14 protein-coding genes are annotated in these 18,708 nt (G+C 55.5%); 11 read left to right on the plus strand and 3 right to left on the minus strand.

Annotated elements, in window-relative coordinates; genetic code table 11:
* From spoT to MHN01_RS02545, 4 genes are all read left to right on the plus strand, one after another.
* On the plus strand, positions 1-1,957 hold a 1,957-nt coding region (spoT, locus tag MHN01_RS02530), incomplete at its 5' end, for a bifunctional GTP diphosphokinase/guanosine-3',5'-bis pyrophosphate 3'-pyrophosphohydrolase (protein ID WP_239409893.1).
* A gap of 96 nt (positions 1,958-2,053) precedes the next feature.
* Positions 2,054-2,761: a tRNA (guanosine(18)-2'-O)-methyltransferase TrmH gene (gene trmH / locus MHN01_RS02535; protein ID WP_239409894.1), complete on the plus strand. Its 708-nt coding sequence runs from the start codon at positions 2,054-2,056 to the stop codon at positions 2,759-2,761.
* Positions 2,762-2,782: 21 nt separating this feature from the next.
* Positions 2,783-4,864: an ATP-dependent DNA helicase RecG gene (recG, locus tag MHN01_RS02540; RefSeq protein ID WP_239409895.1), complete on the plus strand. Its 2,082-nt coding sequence runs from the start codon at positions 2,783-2,785 to the stop codon at positions 4,862-4,864.
* A 376-nt stretch (positions 4,865-5,240) separates the two neighbouring features.
* Positions 5,241-6,611 (plus strand): uracil-xanthine permease family protein, encoded by a 1,371-nt coding sequence (locus tag MHN01_RS02545; RefSeq protein ID WP_239409896.1) that lies wholly within the window; start codon positions 5,241-5,243, stop codon positions 6,609-6,611.
* Between the two features lie 110 nt (positions 6,612-6,721).
* Here the strand turns inward: MHN01_RS02545 and envZ are convergent, their stop codons facing one another.
* Together envZ and ompR are read right to left on the minus strand one after the other, a co-directional pair.
* On the minus strand, positions 6,722-8,056 hold the full coding sequence (gene envZ, locus MHN01_RS02550) for a two-component system sensor histidine kinase EnvZ (RefSeq protein ID WP_239409910.1): 1,335 nt from the start codon (positions 8,054-8,056) through the stop codon (positions 6,722-6,724).
* A 14-nt stretch (positions 8,057-8,070) separates the two neighbouring features.
* Positions 8,071-8,790 carry a two-component system response regulator OmpR gene (ompR, locus tag MHN01_RS02555; protein WP_160652562.1) on the minus strand — a complete coding sequence of 240 codons (720 nt, stop codon included), beginning with the start codon at positions 8,788-8,790 and terminating at the stop codon, positions 8,071-8,073.
* Between the two features lie 424 nt (positions 8,791-9,214).
* Between ompR and MHN01_RS02560 the strand changes: the two genes are divergently transcribed.
* The 3 genes from MHN01_RS02560 (at position 9,215) to greB (ending at position 13,050) form a co-directional block, all read left to right on the plus strand.
* Positions 9,215-10,258, plus strand: a complete 1,044-nt coding sequence (locus tag MHN01_RS02560; RefSeq protein WP_239409897.1) for an SGNH/GDSL hydrolase family protein — start codon at positions 9,215-9,217, stop codon at positions 10,256-10,258.
* Entirely contained in the window at positions 10,255-12,357 is a 2,103-nt protein-coding gene (locus MHN01_RS02565; protein ID WP_239409898.1) for a methyl-accepting chemotaxis protein, read from the plus strand. The genes MHN01_RS02560 and MHN01_RS02565 overlap by 4 nt, the downstream gene beginning before the upstream one ends.
* Before the next feature lie 222 nt (positions 12,358-12,579).
* On the plus strand, positions 12,580-13,050 hold the full coding sequence (greB, locus tag MHN01_RS02570) for a transcription elongation factor GreB (protein ID WP_075766343.1): 471 nt from the start codon (positions 12,580-12,582) through the stop codon (positions 13,048-13,050).
* A gap of 21 nt (positions 13,051-13,071) precedes the next feature.
* Here the strand turns inward: greB and MHN01_RS02575 are convergent, their stop codons facing one another.
* Positions 13,072-13,959 carry a LysR family transcriptional regulator gene (locus MHN01_RS02575; protein ID WP_239409899.1) on the minus strand — a complete coding sequence of 296 codons (888 nt, stop codon included), beginning with the start codon at positions 13,957-13,959 and terminating at the stop codon, positions 13,072-13,074.
* 157 nt (positions 13,960-14,116) lie between these two features.
* On the opposite strand from MHN01_RS02575, the gene MHN01_RS02580 reads away from it, so the two are divergent.
* The 4 genes from MHN01_RS02580 (at position 14,117) to MHN01_RS02595 (ending at position 18,701) form a co-directional block, all read left to right on the plus strand.
* A complete protein-coding gene (locus tag MHN01_RS02580) occupies positions 14,117-14,509 on the plus strand; it encodes a RidA family protein (RefSeq protein WP_239409900.1) in 393 nt (130 codons plus the stop codon).
* Positions 14,510-14,585: 76 nt separating this feature from the next.
* Positions 14,586-16,034, plus strand: coding sequence for an aldehyde dehydrogenase family protein (locus tag MHN01_RS02585; RefSeq protein ID WP_239409901.1), 1,449 nt, complete (start codon positions 14,586-14,588; stop codon positions 16,032-16,034).
* A 9-nt stretch (positions 16,035-16,043) separates the two neighbouring features.
* On the plus strand, positions 16,044-17,033 hold the full coding sequence (locus MHN01_RS02590) for a membrane dipeptidase (RefSeq protein ID WP_239409902.1): 990 nt from the start codon (positions 16,044-16,046) through the stop codon (positions 17,031-17,033).
* Between the two features lie 90 nt (positions 17,034-17,123).
* Entirely contained in the window at positions 17,124-18,701 is a 1,578-nt protein-coding gene (locus MHN01_RS02595) for a BCCT family transporter (protein WP_239409903.1), read from the plus strand.
* Positions 18,702-18,708 lie beyond the last annotated feature (7 nt).

Genomic DNA, 18,708 nt, shown 5'->3' on the forward strand with positions numbered 1-18,708 from the left:
GATTGCCGTAGCCCGCATCCTGGCGGAAATGCGCCTCGACTACGAGACGCTGATGGCAGCCCTCCTCCACGACGTTATCGAAGATACCGAAGTCACCAAAGACGATCTCGACAGCCGTTTCGGCTCGACGGTAGCCGAACTGGTCGACGGGGTATCGAAGCTGGACAAACTGAAGTTCCGCGACCGCAAAGAAGCGCAAGCCGAGAACTTCCGTAAAATGATCATGGCCATGGCCCATGACATTCGCGTTATTCTGATCAAGCTCGCTGACCGCACGCACAATATGCGGACTCTCGGCGCCTTGCGTCCGGACAAACGCCGTCGTATTGCCCGCGAAACACTGGAGATCTTCTCTCCGCTGGCCCACCGTCTAGGTATCCACAACATCAAGACCGAGCTCGAAGAGCTGGGCTTTGAGGCGCTGTATCCGAACCGCTACCGGGTACTGAAAGAAGTGGTGGCAGCAGCCCGCGGCAATCGAAAAGAAATGATTAACAAGATCCACGCCGAAATCGAGGGACGTCTCGAGGATGCGGGGATCGAAGGCAAGGTACTGGGCCGCGAAAAGAACCTGTACTCCATCTATAACAAGATGAAGAACAAGGAGCAGCGTTTCCACTCGATCATGGACATCTACGCCTTCCGCGTACTGGTCACCGATCTGGATACCTGTTACCGCGTGCTTGGCCAGGTCCATAACCTGTACAAGCCCCGTCCGAGCCGGATGAAAGACTATATCGCCATTCCGAAAGCCAATGGCTACCAGTCGCTGCACACCTCGCTGGTCGGCCCTCACGGGGTACCGGTCGAAGTCCAGATCCGTACCGATGACATGGATCAGATGGCGGACAAAGGCGTCGCTGCCCACTGGACCTACAAAGACGGTGAAAGCAGCGGTACGACAGCGCAGGTCAAGGCCCAGCGCTGGATGCAGAGCCTGCTGGAGCTACAGCAGAGTGCCGGTAGCTCGTTCGAGTTCATCGAGAACGTCAAATCAGATCTGTTCCCGGATGAGCTTTACGTCTTCACGCCAAAAGGCCGGATTGTCGAGCTGCCTGTCGGTGCGACGGCGGTCGATTTTGCCTATGCCGTCCATACCGATGTCGGCAATGCCTGTGTCGGTGCTCGTGTGGAGCGACAGCCTTACCCGCTGAGCAAGCCGCTGAAAAACGGCCAGACCATTGACATTATCAGTGCACCGGGCGCACGTCCGAATGCAGCCTGGCTCAATTATGTCGTGACGTCGCGCGCGCGGACCAAAATCCGCCAGGTCCTCAAGACCATGCGCCGCGAGGAGTCCATCACCCTGGGACGCCGTCTGCTCAACCATGCACTGGGCGAGCTGAGCATCGACCAAATCGATCCGGACAACCTGCATCAGGTACTGACCGATTTACGCCTCGAGACCATTGACGACCTGCTGGCCGCTATCGGCCTGGGTGAGCTGATGAGCGTGGTGATTGCCCGCCGTCTGCTGGGCAATGTCGACGAGCTGACCGTCAAGGAAACCACTCACCGCCTGCCGATCCAGGGTGCGGACGGTATCCTGCTGACGTTTGCCAACTGCTGTCATCCAATCCATGGCGATCCGATCATGGCCCATGTCAGCCCGGGCAAAGGCCTGGTGATCCACCGGGAAGAATGCGCCAACATCCGTGGCTACCAGAAAGAGCCGGACAAATACATGCCGGTCGAATGGAGCGAGGACTTCGAGCAGGAATTCGTCACCAACCTGAAGGTCGACATGCAGAACCATCAGGGGGCACTGGCCGATCTGACCAATACCATCGCGGGCACCGGCTCCAATATCCAGGGGCTGGCCACCGAAGAAAAAGATGGCCGTCTATATACCATTACGGTACGCCTGACAACCAAAGGGCGAATCCATCTGGCCAATATCATGCGCCGTATCCGGGTCATGCCGAATGTGGTCCGCGTATCACGCCAGAAGAACTGATGGCCCAAAGGACAACTGGTTAGCCCAGCTTTCCTATACTGAACATAAACGCCCGTTTTCGGGCGTTTTCTTTATTAAAGAACGACAAAGAACACTATGACTCCCGATCGTTTTCAACGTATTCAGTCTGTCCTGGCAACCCGCCAGCCGGATCTGACGGTATGCATGGAAGAAGTGCATAAACCCAACAACGTCTCAGCCATCATCCGTACGGCCGATGCTGTAGGCGTACACAAAGTCCATGCCGTGTGGCCAAAGGAAGGTATGCGCGTACTGAGCCACACCTCGGCAGGTGCCCGCAACTGGGTCGAACTCGAAACCCATGACAACATGGTCAATGCCGTCAGCACGCTGAAAGAACAAGGCATGCAGGTGCTGGCAACCAACCTGTCGGATACCGCGATTGACTTTCGTGAAGTGGATTACACCAAACCTACCGCCATTATCCTCGGTGGCGAGAAAAATGGGATCACGCCTGAAGCCCTCGCCCTTGCCGACCAGGACATCATCATTCCGATGGTCGGTATGGTACAGTCATTGAATGTCTCGGTGGCCAGCGCCCTGATCCTCTACGAGGCCCAGCGTCAGCGCCAGAATGCCGGCATGTACGATCTGGAGAAAACCCAGCTGCCTGATGAGACCGTCCACCGGATTTTGTTTGAACGCGGCCATCCGGTACTGGCAAAAGTCGCCCGCCGCAAAGGGCTACCGTACCCGCCACTGGATGAGCACGGGCAGATTGCCGCTGATGACCAGTGGTGGAGCATCATGCAGGCAACCGAGCCAAAGAAAAAAACCAAATAACAGCCACAATCGGGATTAGCGATGAGCGGAAAACTACTTGATACCATAGCCCTGACCGAACTGTCCGGTGTTGGTGCCAAAATGGCAGAAAAGCTGGAAAAGATTGGTCTGAACACCGTCCAGGACCTGCTTTTTCACCTGCCGCTCCGCTATGAAGACCGAACCCGGATCTGGCCGATAGCCAGTGCCATGCCCGGCCAGCACCTGACTATTCAGGGCGAAGTGCTAAACAGCAATATCAGCTTTGGCAAACGGCGGATGCTGACGGTAAAAATCAGCGACAGCAGTGGCTCGGCCACCCTACGATTTTTCAACTTCAACGCGGCGATGAAAAACAGCCTCAGCGAAGGCAAACAGGTCAAAGCCTACGGCGAGCTCAAGCGAGGCAAGTTCGGGCTGGAAATCATCCACCCGGATTACAAGGTCTTCTCCGAACCCACCGAGCTCAGCGTCGAGGAAACCCTCACCCCGGTCTACCCGACTACTGACGGTCTGCGCCAGCTAACCCTGCGTAACCTGACCGATCAGGCCCTTCGCCTGCTCGACAAGGCAGCCGTCAGCGAGCTATTACCTGATGGCTTGTACGATCGCCAGATGACGCTGGCCCAGGCGCTGCACATCATGCACCGCCCGACCCCGGATGTCTCCCTCGATCAGCTAGAAGAAGGCAAGCATCCGGCCCAGCACCGGCTGATCCTCGAAGAGCTGCTGGCACAGAACCTGTCGATGCTGGCTGTTCGCAGCAAAAGCCAACAGCACGAAGCCTGGCCGCTAATCGCCTCCAATAGCTTGAAAACCCGACTTCTCGACAGCCTGCCGCTCAGCCCGACCGGTGCCCAACAACGGGTTGTCGCTGATATAGAAACAGATCTGGCCAAACCGCACCCGATGATGAGACTGGTACAGGGCGATGTCGGATCGGGCAAGACGCTAGTGGCAGCATTGGCAGCGTTGCGCGCCATTGAACACGGCTATCAGGTCGCGCTTATGGCACCGACCGAGCTACTGGCCGAGCAACATGCGATTAACTTTGCCAACTGGCTCAACCCAATGGATATCGAGGTCGGCTGGCTGGCCGGCAAACTCAAGGGCAAGGCGCGCGATAGCGAGCTGGCCCGCATCGAAAGCGGCGAGGCCAAAATGGTAGTCGGCACTCATGCCCTATTTCAGGAGCAGGTGGTATTTAACAACCTCGCACTGGTAATTATCGATGAACAGCACAGATTCGGTGTCCACCAGCGCCTGGAGCTACGCGAGAAAGGGGCCAATGAAGGTCGCTACCCACACCAGCTGATCATGACCGCGACCCCGATCCCCCGTACCCTTGCAATGACCGCCTATGCCGATCTCGAAACCTCGGTCATTGACGAGCTGCCGCCGGGCCGAACACCCATCCAGACCGTAGCCCTACCCGATTCGCGCCGGGCAGAAATTATCGAACGCATTCGCTCGGCCTGTCTCAATGAAGGCCGTCAGGCCTACTGGGTCTGTACTCTGATTGATGAATCCGAGGTGCTAGAGGCACAGGCAGCTTCCGACACTGCCGATGAGCTCACCGCGCAGCTTTCCGATCTCAATATCGGGCTCGTGCACGGCCGGATGAAGCCGGCTGAAAAACAAGAAATCATGAAGCACTTCAAGGACGGCGAGCTGCACCTGCTGGTTGCCACCACCGTCATTGAGGTCGGGGTCGACGTACCCAATGCCAGCTTGATGATCATCGAAAACCCCGAGCGGCTCGGCCTGGCGCAGCTGCACCAGTTGCGCGGACGGGTCGGCCGGGGCAGTGTTGCCAGCCATTGTGTCCTGCTCTATCACGCCCCGCTGTCAAAGACCGCCCAGAAACGTCTCGGTGTACTCCGCGAGAGCAGCGATGGCTTTGTGATTGCCCAGCGCGATCTGGAAATTCGCGGGCCCGGAGAGCTGCTTGGCACCAAGCAGACCGGCATCGCCGAATTCAAAATTGCCGATCTGGTTCGTGACCAACACCTGATCCCCCAAGTGCAGAAGCTGGCCCGCTATGTCCACGACCGCTACCCGGACAATGCCAAGGCCATCATTGATCGCTGGCTCGGACAACGCGATAACTACTCAAACGCCTAACCAATACGGCAATTCAGCCAGAGAAGGTAAAAAATCACCTTTCTGGCTGATAGCAATCGCTTGGCTGACACTATAATTCCGTACTGTGATCTTGGCAGCCTAGGATAAATAACGCCTCTGGCACATTTCTTACGTTTTCACCCTTCCTCAGTGTATTTCCTAAGCAAGCAAAAATAATCCCAAACAAAACACGCAAACGTTTGCTATTTACAGAAAGATAATTAAAATAGCGCACAAATTTCACCCACTTTCACTTCTCCCGGTGTCAGCTCGGATCTGAGTAACAGCAATCACAGAAAAAGCCAGCTTTCACACTCCGGTACCCATTCAGCGTATCGCAGCGGGATCCAGAAGTAAGTCCAAGGAAAAAACGGCCATGACCCGCCAACATAGCGACATCGAAACACCACGTAATTCTGATCTGATCTACCGTCTGAAAGACAGGCCACCACTACCGCAAACCCTGTTTGCCGCCACCCAGCATTTGCTGGCTATGTTTGTCGCGGTGATCACCCCGTCGCTGATCATCTGTCAGGCGCTGGGCGTGCCGGCCAGCGATACCAATACCATCGTCAGTATGTCCCTATTTGCCTCGGGGCTGGCTTCGTTCATCCAAATTCGTACCTTTGGTCCTGTCGGCTCCGGTCTGCTGTCGATTCAGGGTACCAGCTTTAACTTCCTCGGCCCGATTATTGGTGCCGGTCTGGCGCTCAAAGCCGGCGGAGCCGATATCCCAACCATGATGGCCGCCATTTTCGGCACTATCCTGGTTGCCTCGCTGACTGAGGTCTTTATCTCCCGCATTCTTCAGCATGCCCAGCGTGTGATCACCCCGCTGGTTTCCGGCATCGTGGTAACCCTGATTGGCCTGACCCTGATCCAGATTGGCCTGACGTCAATGGGCGGTGGCTACGCCGCAATTGAAAACGGCAGCTTCGGTAGCCTCGACAACCTGATGCAGGCCGGTACTGTTCTGGGATTGATCGTACTGCTCAACCGGGTCAAGAACCCATATCTGCGTGTTTCATCGATTGTTATCGCGATGGCTGCCGGCACCGTGCTTGCGTGGCTGACCGGCATGATCGATACATCGCGCGCCGCCGATACCGACCTGATAGCCATCCCGCTGCCGATGCAATACGGTTTGGGATTTGACTGGTCGCTTCTGATCCCGCTTGTAATAGTCTTTGCCATCACTTCACTTGAAGCCATCGGCGATATTACCGCAACCTCGGAAACCTCGGAGCAACCTGTAGCCGGACCGGTCTACATGAAACGTATTAAAGGCGGGGTACTTGCCGACGGTATCAACTCGGCACTGGCCTCGGTATTAAACAGTTTCCCTAATTCAACCTTCAGCCAGAACAACGGCATCATCCAGCTGACCGGTGTCGCCAGCCGCTATATCGGATATTTCGTTGCCGGTATGTTGGTATTGCTAGGGCTGTTCCCGGGCGTCGCCAATCTGGTTCAGCTGATACCGGAACCGGTCCTGGGCGGCGCAACCATCGTGATGTTCGGTACCATTGCCGCCTCAGGGGTCCGCATTATTTCCCGCTGTGAGCTCGACCGCCGCGCCATTCTGATCATGGCCCTGTCTTTCTCGATGGGCTTGGGCATTGCCCAGAAACCGGAAATTCTCCAGTTCATGCCTGAATGGGTGAAAAGCATCTTATCTTCGGGGATGGCAGCAGGCGGTATCACGGCCATCGTGCTGAATCTGGTACTACCGGAAGAGAAAAAATAGTCAAAGAAAGTGTCGCTAACGACATAAGCAGTATGCAAATAAAAAGCGAGAGCCTCTTGGCTCTCGCTTTAATTTTGACGTTTGCTTTTTCAGGATAAATTCCGGTTTAGCTATTTTTTGCTCACCACCAGCGGCAGGCTAACCTGTACTTTCAAGCCACCGGCACTACGGTTGGTCACCATAATTGTCCCTTCATGCTGGTCAATGATCCGCTGCACGATAGCCAAACCCAGGCCGGTTCCTTCCGCTTCGCTGCCTCGAGCAGAATCCCCCCGGGTCAGGGGCTGGAACATCTTGGCAACCTGATCCGGCTCGATACCGGGACCGTCATCCTCGACACAGAACCAGGCCGTTTTGCGATCAGCGGTTACCCCGCTGGAGAGCTTGACCCAACCGTTGCCGTAGCGGATCGCATTGACAACCAGGTTGGCCATCGAGCGTTTGATTGCCACGGCATTGGCACGCACGATACCGGGAATATCACCCTGCTCGAACTCAATCTCACGCTCATAGCCCCCTTCCGCCTCGGCCACTTCCTGCAGCAAGAGGTTCAAATCCAGATCCTCTTCCTCCAGCTTCTTGGTCGACTTCAGGTAATCCATGAACTGACTGATGATCTCGTTACACTCCTCGGTATCCTTAATCATGCTCTCGGCCAGATAACCATCTTCCGGCGACATCATTTCTGTCGCCAGACGGATCCGGGTCAGCGGGGTGCGCAAGTCATGGCTGACCCCGGCCAGCAATAGTGCCCGGTCATCTTCCAACTGCTTGATCCCCTCGGACATCCGGTTAAACGACTTGGTCACCGCACGTATTTCCGACGCCCCTCTTTCCGGCAGGTGTGGCGGCGTTTCACCGCGGGCAACCTGCAGCGCCGCCTGCTCAAGTGCAACCAAAGGCCGGTTCTGGATCCGGATAAAGAGCCAGCCACCGGCGATCACCATAAAGGCGATGATCAGGCTGTAATGAAACAGGGGCGAGAAATCCTCTTCCTGCAACTCCGACAGCGGGATCCGCATAAAGTAACCCGGCATCGCATCGCACCGCATCCACAGCACATAGCTGTCGGTGCCCAACACCAACCGGACTTCGGTAGGCGCACCGAGCTCACGGGTCATCTCTTCACTGAGGTACTCGATACGGGTCGCCTGCTCATACTCGCTGAGATCGGGGCTGTCTTCGAGGTGCAACGTGACCCCGAGCTGCTCAAGCAACTGACGACGAACCGGGGGATCGAGATGGAAGGTCTTGCCATCGGCCAACTCAACATCCTCACGCAGCATCAACCGTACTTCATAGGCCAGAATACGGTTGAACTGCTGCAAACTAGGCAGCAGCGCATAATTCAGGACTGCCAGATAGGAAAAAATCTGGCTGGCTATCAGCAAGCCAGCCAGAAGAATCAGTGTACGGGTAAATGTACTGCGCGGTGACATCCGCATCATTATTGCCTCACTTAGGCTTCGCTACCGTCAGGGACGAATACGTACCCTAGCCCCCACACGGTCTGGATATAGCGTGGACGGCTCGGATCTTCCTCTACCATCCGGCGCAAACGGGAGATCTGTACATCAATCGAACGCTCCATCGCCGAGTATTCACGGCCGCGGGCCATGTTCATCAGCTTGTCGCGGGACATCGGCTCTCGGGCATTGGTAACCAGCGCCTTGAGCACTGCAAACTCACCGGACGTCAGCGGCATCGACTCTTCGCCACGGAACATCTCACGGGTACCCAGGTTTAGGCGGAAATCACCGAACTCAATGATTTTACTGTCGACGCTCGGTGCCCCGGGTGCTTCTATGGTCTGACGACGCAGCACAGCACGGATCCGGGCCAGCAATTCACGCGGGTTAAACGGTTTCGGCAGATAGTCATCAGCCCCCACCTCAAGCCCGACAATACGGTCAACTTCATCACCTTTGGCGGTTAGCATCAGGACAGGCAACATATTGTTGGCATTACGCAACCGACGGCAAATCGACAGGCCGTCTTCACCCGGCAGCATCAAATCAAGCACCATCAAGTGGAAAGTTTCACGGGATAACAAGCGATCCATCTGTTCACCGTTGGCCACGCTACGAACCTGGAAACCCTGCTCCGACAGATAACGCTCCAACAGTGCGCGTAGGCGCATGTCATCATCAACAACCAGAATCTTGTAATTTTCCTGCATATCTCACCTTACCTGCATCGACAATAGTATCGAAATCTATTCATATCTTACTCGACAACAGCTGATAGACGCTGAACAGTGCTGCTAAATCATACCTCAAATTGTTACAGAGTATGTCGTGTGTTCACCATCCCGGCGGAAAGGTGCGAATTCGATCTAACTTTCACCACCATTTACGTCATCCGCGCCATAACGAGTCAAAGTTAACTCATAAGTCAGGAATATCCCTCCCCACCCATTGATAAATTTGATAATAGAAAAGCTTTCCATATAATCCGACCAAATCAACTATTTGCACTGAGCAAATACGAACAGATAAAAAATGCAGTACAACTGTTTTTATCTGCATCCGGGTGAAAAACATGCCCGTGCGACATAGCGACAATACTTCCTCCACTACGTCAAACAAACAGATAAGTACAATATGAACAAATTTACATTCCCTGCTCTTCTTGCCCTTTTTCCTCTTAGCCTGCACGCCGCGGACTTTAATGCAATCTCAAACTTCGGTGATAGCCTGTCCGATATGGGCAACAAGCACCTTATCACTGTCGATATGAATCAGGCGACCTCCGGCAATATCGGTATCCGGGCATTGGAACCCAACGTCAACGGCCGATTCAGCAACGGACCGGTCTGGACCGAATACCTGGCGACCTTTCTCGATATGCCAGCCCCGACACGCGCCCACGGCCGCATTGAAAGCACCCTGGAATTAACCGGCCCGGATGGTAAGCAAGTCAGCTATCAATACCAGGATCAGCCATTAGCCGGGACCAACTGGGCAACCGGTGGGGCCATGTCCGGACCGGGCCGCTTCCTCGATATTGATGCCGCCAACGGCTTCACCGCCAACTCCGGCCTCGACGTGCTGTCAAATAGCGGCCTGCAAATTCAGCAACGCATCCACAGCAAGGGGCAGTTCAGCGGCAGCGAGCTGGTAAGCTATATGAGCGGTACCAACAACTTATGGTTCACCCTGTTTGGCGATCTCGGCCAAAGCGGTGACAAGGCCGCCGTCCTTGCCCTGAAAGATATCGAATCCCTGATTGACGCAGGGGCCACACAAATCCTCGCGGCAAACATTCCAAACTTTGTCGATGCACCATGGTTTGCCGGCCAGCAAGACAAAGTCACCCAGTTTATCGGCCAGCACAACCAGGCACTCAAAGCCGGTCTGGAAAAACTGGCGTCAAGCCATCCGGACATCGAGATTTTCCACTTCGACGCCTTTGCTGCGTTTGACAAGGTGATCAACGAAGTAAAACAAAACGGCCAGTACCATGATGCCGACCTGGCTGTCACCATCACCGATGTCACCGGTGAAGCCTATAGCTATGCTACCGGCAAGGTCATTGCCAAACCGAACAACAACCTGTACTGGGACGGCCTGCACCCGACAACAGCAATGCATAAAGTTATCGCCAAGGATGCCGCCAACCTCGTCAAAGCCGGAATAGCATTATGATTTCACTCAAGTCTATACGACATCAAATCATAATCGGCGCTGCCAGCTGCCTGTTTTTCTCGCTCGTCGCGGTGCTTCTGGTCGGACTGAAATACTCCGGCCAACTAGAGGACATGGTGCACAGCAAAACCTATAACTTTGCTGACAGTACGCTGACCGAACTGCTGGAGGAAACCAGCAAGTTTCATTCCGAGCAGATCCAAAACCAGCTCTCGGTAGCGATGAACTCGGCAGAAGCCATGGCCAGTGTCGTCTCGGGGATGGCAGGCTCGACTGACAAGCAAAACAGACTGAGCCGCGAAGACCTCTCGCTGATGGTCCGTGATCTGCTGGCCGGTAACCAGAAGTTCCTGGGCGCCTATATCGCTTTCGAGCCCGACGCCTGGGACGGCAAAGATTCGACCTATGAGTCCATCGACGGCAAGGGCCAGTTCAACGTCTACTGGACCCGCGGCAGCGATAACCAACTCAAGCCCTCGGCAGTAGATTCCGATCGCTTTTATATCCAGGACCAGACCAAAACAGGTACCCGCGTCAGCGAATGGTATCTCTGCCCGCTGGAAACCGGGCGCAGCTGTCTGATCGACCCCTGGGCCTATGATGTACAAGGCAAGCAGGTGCTGATGGCCAATCTGGTAACCCCGATCAAGGCCAACGGCCGTACTATCGGTATGCTCGGCATCGATTTGTCGATCAACTTTATCAACGAGCTGGCACTCAAGCTCCAGCGCGATAAATTCGGTCCGAACTCTCATGTCAGCATTATCACCTACCGCGGGGTGGTCGCCGGAGACACCAACCCGGTTTCCCCGCTCGGCGAAGTGCTATCTGACTGGAACCAGCGCAAAGCCCAGTTCCAGGCCGGCAAGCAGATCTGGAACTCAACAGAGGAATTCTCCAGCCTGGTGACACCAATCCGGGTCGGCAATACCGATACACCGTGGATGCTGTGGATCTCGGTCCCCAAGGCTGAGCTGCTAGCGGACATTAATGCACTGCAGCGCGAGCTGAACAGCTCGTTCGGCGACTTCCTCAACAGCCAGCTGATTGCAGGCGTGGTGATCTCCCTCTTTGCCCTAGCGGTGCTCTATATGATGGCCAAACGGATTTCCACCCCAATCCAGCAAGTGGTGGATATCGTCCGCCAGCTCGGTCAGGCTGGCGGCGATCTGACCTACCGGTTGAATGTCACCCGAAAAGACGAAACCGGTTCGCTGATGCACGGGCTTAACACCCTCATGGCATCATTGCAGGGGATGATCCGCGATATTGCAGGCTCGGTAGAAAACCTGAAGTTGTCTGCCAACCGCTCGGCCGGTATCGCCGAAACCTCGCACCAGGGTGTGCAGCAGCAACGCCAGGAGCTGGAGCAAGTCGCTACCGCCATCAATGAAATGGCCTGTACTGCCAGCGAGGTCGCCAACAATGTGGCCAATACCGCCAGCTCGGTGGAAGAAGCCAACCAGGCGATTACACGCTGTAGCGACGTGGTCAATGACAGTGCCAGCATGATCAGCCAGCTCGGAGAGGAGATGGAGCGCTCCACGGAGACCATTGTTGAGCTGGAGACCCAGAGCCACCAGATCAGCAGCATTCTCGAGGTCATTCGCAGCATTTCCGATCAGACCAACTTGCTGGCGTTAAATGCCGCAATTGAAGCCGCCCGTGCCGGCGAGCACGGTCGCGGGTTTGCCGTTGTTGCCGATGAGGTACGCCAGTTGGCTTCCAAGACGCAGAACTCGACGGAAGAAATCCAGCAGATGATCGACCGCTTCCAGAGCCAGATACAGCTGACAGTTGAAGCGATTTCCAACGGCCAGACCTACAGTCGCAACAGCATCGAAAGCAGTCGCACCGCGGTCATGGAGCTTGAGGCGTTGATGGCAACCACCTCGACCATGCAGGAGATGGTCTGCCAGATCGCCACCGCGGCTGAGGAGCAGCATCAGGTCACAGAGGATATCAACCGTAATATCAGTGCGATCACAGATATCACCGTCAAGGCCGCCCAGAGTGCAGAAACTGCCAGCCAGGAGGCAAAGGGGATGCTGACACAAACCAGCGACGTGGAAGATAAGCTAAACAAATTTAAATACTAACGTTTATCTGGTCGATTGTTACCCTACCAACCAAAGGCGAGAGGATTTCAATATCTCTCGCCTTTTCTTTTCTCTTTTCTTCTTTCTTTTCCAGCTTATTTCGCCGCTTTCCTGAAGAAGCCGAATCATGATGAAACAGTCGCAATTCGAGCGCGAAGATTGACCTCACCGTCAAAGCGTTAGAAGATTTATCCAGCCTACAACCAGATTCGGATCCACACCATGAAAACCAACCTGATTACGCGCGAGGGATATACCAAGCTCAGAGAAGAGTTAGACTTCCTGTGGAAGGAAGAACGGCCGGAAGTGACCAAGAAAGTCACCTGGGCTGCCAGCCTGGGCGATCGCAGCGAAAATGCCGACTACCAGTACAACAAGAAGCGCCTGCGGGAAATTGATCGCCGGGTACGTTTTCTGCGCAAACGGCTGGAAATCGTCCAGGTCGTTGACTATTCCCCGCAGCAGGACGGCAAAGTCTTTTTCGGTGCCTGGGTCGAGATCGAGAACGATGACGGCGAAACCAAAACCTTCCGCATTGTCGGACCGGATGAAATCTATGGCCGCAATGACTATATCTCCATCGACTCGCCGATGGCGAGGGCGCTGCTGAAAAAAGAGGTCGACGACGAGTTCGAGGTAAACACCCCGGCCGGCAAGAAGGAATGGTTCGTCAACAGTATCCGCTATACCTGACAGCTCACTACAAGCTCTTTACTACACATATTCCCGGTCTTGCAACTGCTCGCAGCACAGGGCATAGAATGCATTGGCCGCCGGCGAAATGTGGCGGTCAAACAGACGGAAAATCCCAATCTGCCGCTCCACTTTAGGATCGACCAGAGGCCGCCACACCAGCGGCGTTTCGGTCTCGGGAAACGCCAGTTTGGGCAGTGTCGTGACCCCAATCCCTAGCGACAATACCGAAAACAAAGAAGTAATGTTCTCTACCGTATACAGAGCACTTTCGCTCAGGACCCGGGCCGGTGTCGGATCCAGCAGCTTACAGGTGCCATTTTTGATAAACGGATACGCCGTGACCTGGCGCCACTTCACCCCGTCGGCCATTGCCGCGATGGGATGATCCTGCAAGCACACCACCCCCAGCCGATCAGACAGCAAAGGCGTAAAATCAATCCGCTCGTCGTTAACATGCAGGCAGTTGCCTAGCGCCAGGTCAACTTCCCCGGCCAGCAGCCTTGCCTCAACCCCGGCGGCATTGTCGTCAACCAGCGATACCTCGACCTGCGGATAGCTGGTACTGAACTGTGCCAGCACCCTGGGGATCAGCTTTGCCGCCACCGACGGCACGCAGGCAATCCTAACCTGCCCCTGCTGACCGATAGCCGCCGCCCGCAAGTCGCTATCCAGCGCCTGATATAACCGAAGAAACTGATCGACTTTCGGCAGACAGACTTCACCATAAGGGGTCAGTTTGGCTTTATGGCCAGACTCAAACAAAGGCTGACCAAGGATTTTTTCCAACTCTTTGACCGACGTCGACAGCGCCGCCTGAGAACGGTTCGCCTTGGCGGAAGCCGCCCGAAAGCCCCCCTCCTGCACAACCAGCGAGAAATGCTTCAGCTGCTGTAGCTTCATATCCATATCATTGTCCTTATTGATACCTGCAACGCGATCAATTCACCGCCTCTTTTGATAAAAAAAACTTATCAAGTGTCAGAAATAAACCATTCGATTTATCACCCTATTATGTGCATCATTTAACCATATTGAAACATTCTCGTTACATTGCAGGTGAAATATGTCAGCCACAGCAAAGAAAGCCGTCCCTACATCACTGTTTGCCTCGAAGGCTCCCCTGGAGTGGGCTGTCGTCAACAACAGCACCCTATACACCGCACAGATACCTATCGATCAGTCCGGCAGCGTCGTCGAGGGCGGAATTGAAGCCCAGACCCGCCAAACCCTGGATAACCTGGTCCACACCCTGGAATGCGCCGGTGTTTCTACCGATGCCGTCCTCCAGGTACTGATTTATGTGACCGACCGTAGCTACCTGGCTACCGTCAACAAGATTTACGCCGATTATTTCAACGCCCCTTACCCCAACCGTGCCGCCGTTGTTGTTGCCGGGCTGGCACGGGAAGAGATGCTTGTCGAGCTGGTCGTCTACGCTGCCGTCGGTGACCAATGACAGACAGATCTAGCACTACGAATAAAGGTTGATCAGAAACCCAGATCAGAGCACGCACTATTTCAAGGACAGTCCCATGACATTTGACGCAGAAAAAGCCCTCTACATTGCCGGTGAGTGGCAGTCAGGCACAACGACTATCAGCAACATCAACCCGTCTGATATCAGCCAGAACCTCGGGGAGTTTGCCCAGGCCAGCCAGCAGCAGGTTCAGCACGCTATCGATGCCGCCAGAGCGGCACAGCCCGAGTGGGAAAAAACGCCGCTGGAGCAAAAACAAAAAGCACTCCAGGCCATTGGCGACGAGCTGATCGCCCGCTGCGACGAGCTCGGTACCTTGCTATCAAGCGAAGAAGGCAAACCCTTTGCCGAAGGCCGCGGAGAGATCTACCGTGCCGGTCAGTTCTTCCAGTACTTTGCGGCGGAAGTGTTGCGCCAGATGGGTGACATTGCCGAGTCTGTCCGTCCGGGTGTTTCGGTCGAGGTTAGCCGCGAGGCTGTCGGCGTCGTGGCTATCATCTCTCCATGGAATTTCCCGACAGCCACAGCGGCCTGGAAAATTGCCCCGGCACTGGCCTTCGGCAACAGCGTGCTCTGGAAGCCGGCCAACCTGACACCGGCCAGTGCCGTTGCCCTGACTGAGATTATTCACCGCCAGGGCCTGCCGGCAGGGACCTTCAATTTGGTACTTGGCAGTGGTTCCGAGGTTGGCAATACCCTGATCAACTCCGATCAAATCAATGCCGTCAGCTTCACCGGCTCGGTTGAGACCGGCCGCAAGGTCGCTGCCGCCACGGCACCCAACTTTGTTCGCTGCCAGCTTGAAATGGGCAGCAAAAACGCCCTGGTCGTTGCCGACGATGCCGATATCCACACGGCTGTCGAGGCTACCATCATGGGAGCCTTCTCTGGCGCGGGCCAGAAATGCACTGCCTCGTCACGGCTGGTAGTGGTTGACAGCATCCATGATGCCTATGTCGAGGCACTCATCAAGCGCATGAGTACGCTCAAAATCGGCCATGCCCTCGAAGATGGGGTGTTCATGGGGCCGGTAGTCGATGGCAACCAGCTGCAGTCAAACCTGGACTGGATAGAAAAGGCCCGCCAGCACGGTGCCGAACTGGCCTTCGGCGGCGAAAAGCTCAGCCTGGAACATGACGGCTATTACATGGCACCCACCCTATTCCTTGGTACCGAGAACCACTGGGACGTCAACCAGGAAGAAGTCTTTGCCCCGATGGCCAGCGTTATTCGTGTCGCCGATCTGGATGAAGCCATTGCCACGGTCAACGATACCCGCTTCGGCCTGACAGGCGGCATCATTACCCAGAGCCTGCGGACCAGTGCCTTGTTCAAGCAGCAGGCACAAACAGGCTGCGTCATGGTGAATCTGCCAACGGCAGGAACGGACTATCACGTTCCATTTGGTGGCCGCAAGCAGTCAAGCTTTGGTCCCCGCGAGCAGGGCCAGTACGCCAAAGAGTTCTACACCGTAGTAAAAACTGCCTACCAGCGCCCTTACTAAGGAGCTTTTATGTATCAGGATCGCATCATCATCGACGGGCTGCAGTACTGCAACTGGGATCGAGCCTACTTTGAAACGCTCAAGGCCAGCGGGATCACCGCGGTACATGCCACATTGGTGTATCACGAAACCGCCCGCGAAACCCTCACCCGTTTTGCCGAGTGGAACCACCACTTCGAACAACACAGCGACCTTATCATGCCTGTGATGAGCATGGCCGATATCGAAACGGCCAAGGAAACAGGAAAGGTCGGTATCTTTTTCGGGGCCCAGAATTGCTCGCCGATTGATGATGAAATCGGCCTGATCGAAGTCATGCGCAAGCAGGGGCTGCTGATCATGCAGCTTACCTACAACAACCAGAGCCTGCTGGCGACGGGTTGCTATGAGCAGGAAGACAGCGGGGTCACCCGCTTTGGCAAGCAGGCCATTGCGGAGATGAACCGGGTCGGGATGATCATCGATATGTCACACAGTGCCGAGCGCTCGACCCTCGAGGCGATTGACCTGTCAACCCGGCCAATCTGTATCAGCCATGCCAACCCGGCCTCGGCCCACAACGCCCTGCGCAACAAATCCGACGAGGTCATCAAGTCGCTGGCCAGCCGCGGCGGCCTGCTGGGCTTCAGCCTCTACCCGTTTCACCTGCCGGACGGCAGCCAGTGCTCATTGGAACGCTTCTGCCAGATGATCGCCGACACCGCCGACCTGATCGGGGTGGAACACCTGGGTATCGGCAGCGATCTTTGTCTCAACCAACCACAGGCAGTGCTGGAGTGGATGCGCAACGGCCGCTGGTCGAAAGCCATGGACTATGGCGAAGGCTCGTCCAGCAACGCTGGCTGGCCGGATGCTCTGCCCTGGTTCTGTGACAACAAAGGGATGGAAAATATCTATAACGGCCTGTTGAAACAAGGATTCAGCGACACGGAAACAAGCCAGATCATGGGAGGAAACTGGTTCAGCTTCCTGAAAGACGGCCTTGCGCCCGCCAAATAACTGACCGCCTGCCCATAACTATACTCTTACGCAGGCCGTCACCATTACGTTTTTTGCCCATGCAAATCCGATAACGTCTGGAGACATTGTATGTCCGACATCATGAACACAGCTAAAGCACAGCCTATGACCCGTCATCCATCGGCAAAGCAGCAAACCGCATCAGACAAACTGGGACTGAAAAGCCCGGTGCAATGGCTGAGCGGTGGGTTTATCGCCCTGTTCGTTGCCCTCGCCCTGTATGACAATGCCCTGCTCTCCACCTTCGTCAATACCGGTTTCTCCTGGTCGGTTACCTTTTTTGGCCCGTACTGGCAAATCTTGCTGCTACTGACCTTTTTGATCGGCCTGGCCCTTGCCGCCGGTAAAACCGGCCATGTCAGACTGGGACGTCTGGATACACCGGAAATCGACAGCTTCCGCTGGATAGCCATCCTGCTCTGCACCCTACTCGCCGGTGGTGGCGTATTCTGGGCGGCGGCAGAGCCGATTGCCCACTATGTCAGCCCGCCGCCGCTGTATGGCGTGCCTGACAGCCCGTGGCAGACCGCCATCAATGCCTTGTCGCAGTCGTTCATGCACTGGGGATTCCTGGCCTGGGCCATTACCGGCAGCCTGACTTCCATCGTCCTGATGCACCTGCATTATGACAAAGGACTACCGCTTCAGCCTCGCACCCTGCTGTACCCATTGCTGGGTGAGCGCGCACTGAAAGGGGCGATGGGCAACACCATCGATGCCTGCTGTATCATTGCCGTTGCAGCCGGCACCATCGGCCCTATCGGTTTCCTTGGCCTGCAAATCAGCTTCGCCCTGAACTCGCTGTTCGATATTCCCGATGGCTTTGCTACCCAGTTCATCATCATCCTTTTTGCCATCGCAATCTATACACTGTCGGCGCTGAGCGGGCTTAACCGCGGGATCCAGATCCTCAGCCGCTGGAACATCATTCTGGCCGTTGCGCTAATGGCCTACCTGCTGCTGGTTGGCCCGACGGGTTTTATTATTAACGGCTACTTGCAAGGCGTCGGCGCCATGCTCGACAACTTTGTGCCGATGGCGACCTACCGCGGTGACGAAGGCTGGCTGAGTTGGTGGACGGTATTCTTCTGGGGCTGGTTCCTGGGTTACGGTCCGATGATGGCCATCTTTATCTCCCGCATTTCTCGCGGCCGCACCATTCGCCAACTGGTAATGACACTGAGCATCATTGCTCCGCTAATCACCTGCTTCTGGTTCACTATCGTCGGTGGCTCCGGGATTGCCTTTGAGATTGCCGATCCGGGCTCGGTGAGCAAAGCCTTCGAAGGCTTCAACCTGCCGGGTGCCCTGCTGGCCATCACCCAGCAGCTGCCGTTCCCGTTAATTGTCTCTATCCTGTTCCTGATCCTGACGACTATCTTTATCGTCACCACCGGAGACTCGATGACCTATACCATCAGTGTCGTGATCAGCGGCGAGACAGAGCCCAATGCGTTTATTCGTACTTTCTGGGGGATCATGATGGGACTGACAGCAATCATCCTGATCTCGCTCGGTTCGGGCGGGGTCTCTGCCCTGCAATCCTTCATAGTCATTACCGCAGTGCCTGTTTCACTCATCTTGCTGCCGTCACTCTGGGACGCGCCAAAGCTGGCACTCAAGATGGCAAAGGAACAAGGCTTATAAGTCACGC

Origin of the sequence: Photobacterium sp. OFAV2-7, from assembly GCF_022347985.1 — a bacterium.
In the GTDB taxonomy this organism is placed as follows: domain Bacteria; phylum Pseudomonadota; class Gammaproteobacteria; order Enterobacterales; family Vibrionaceae; genus Photobacterium.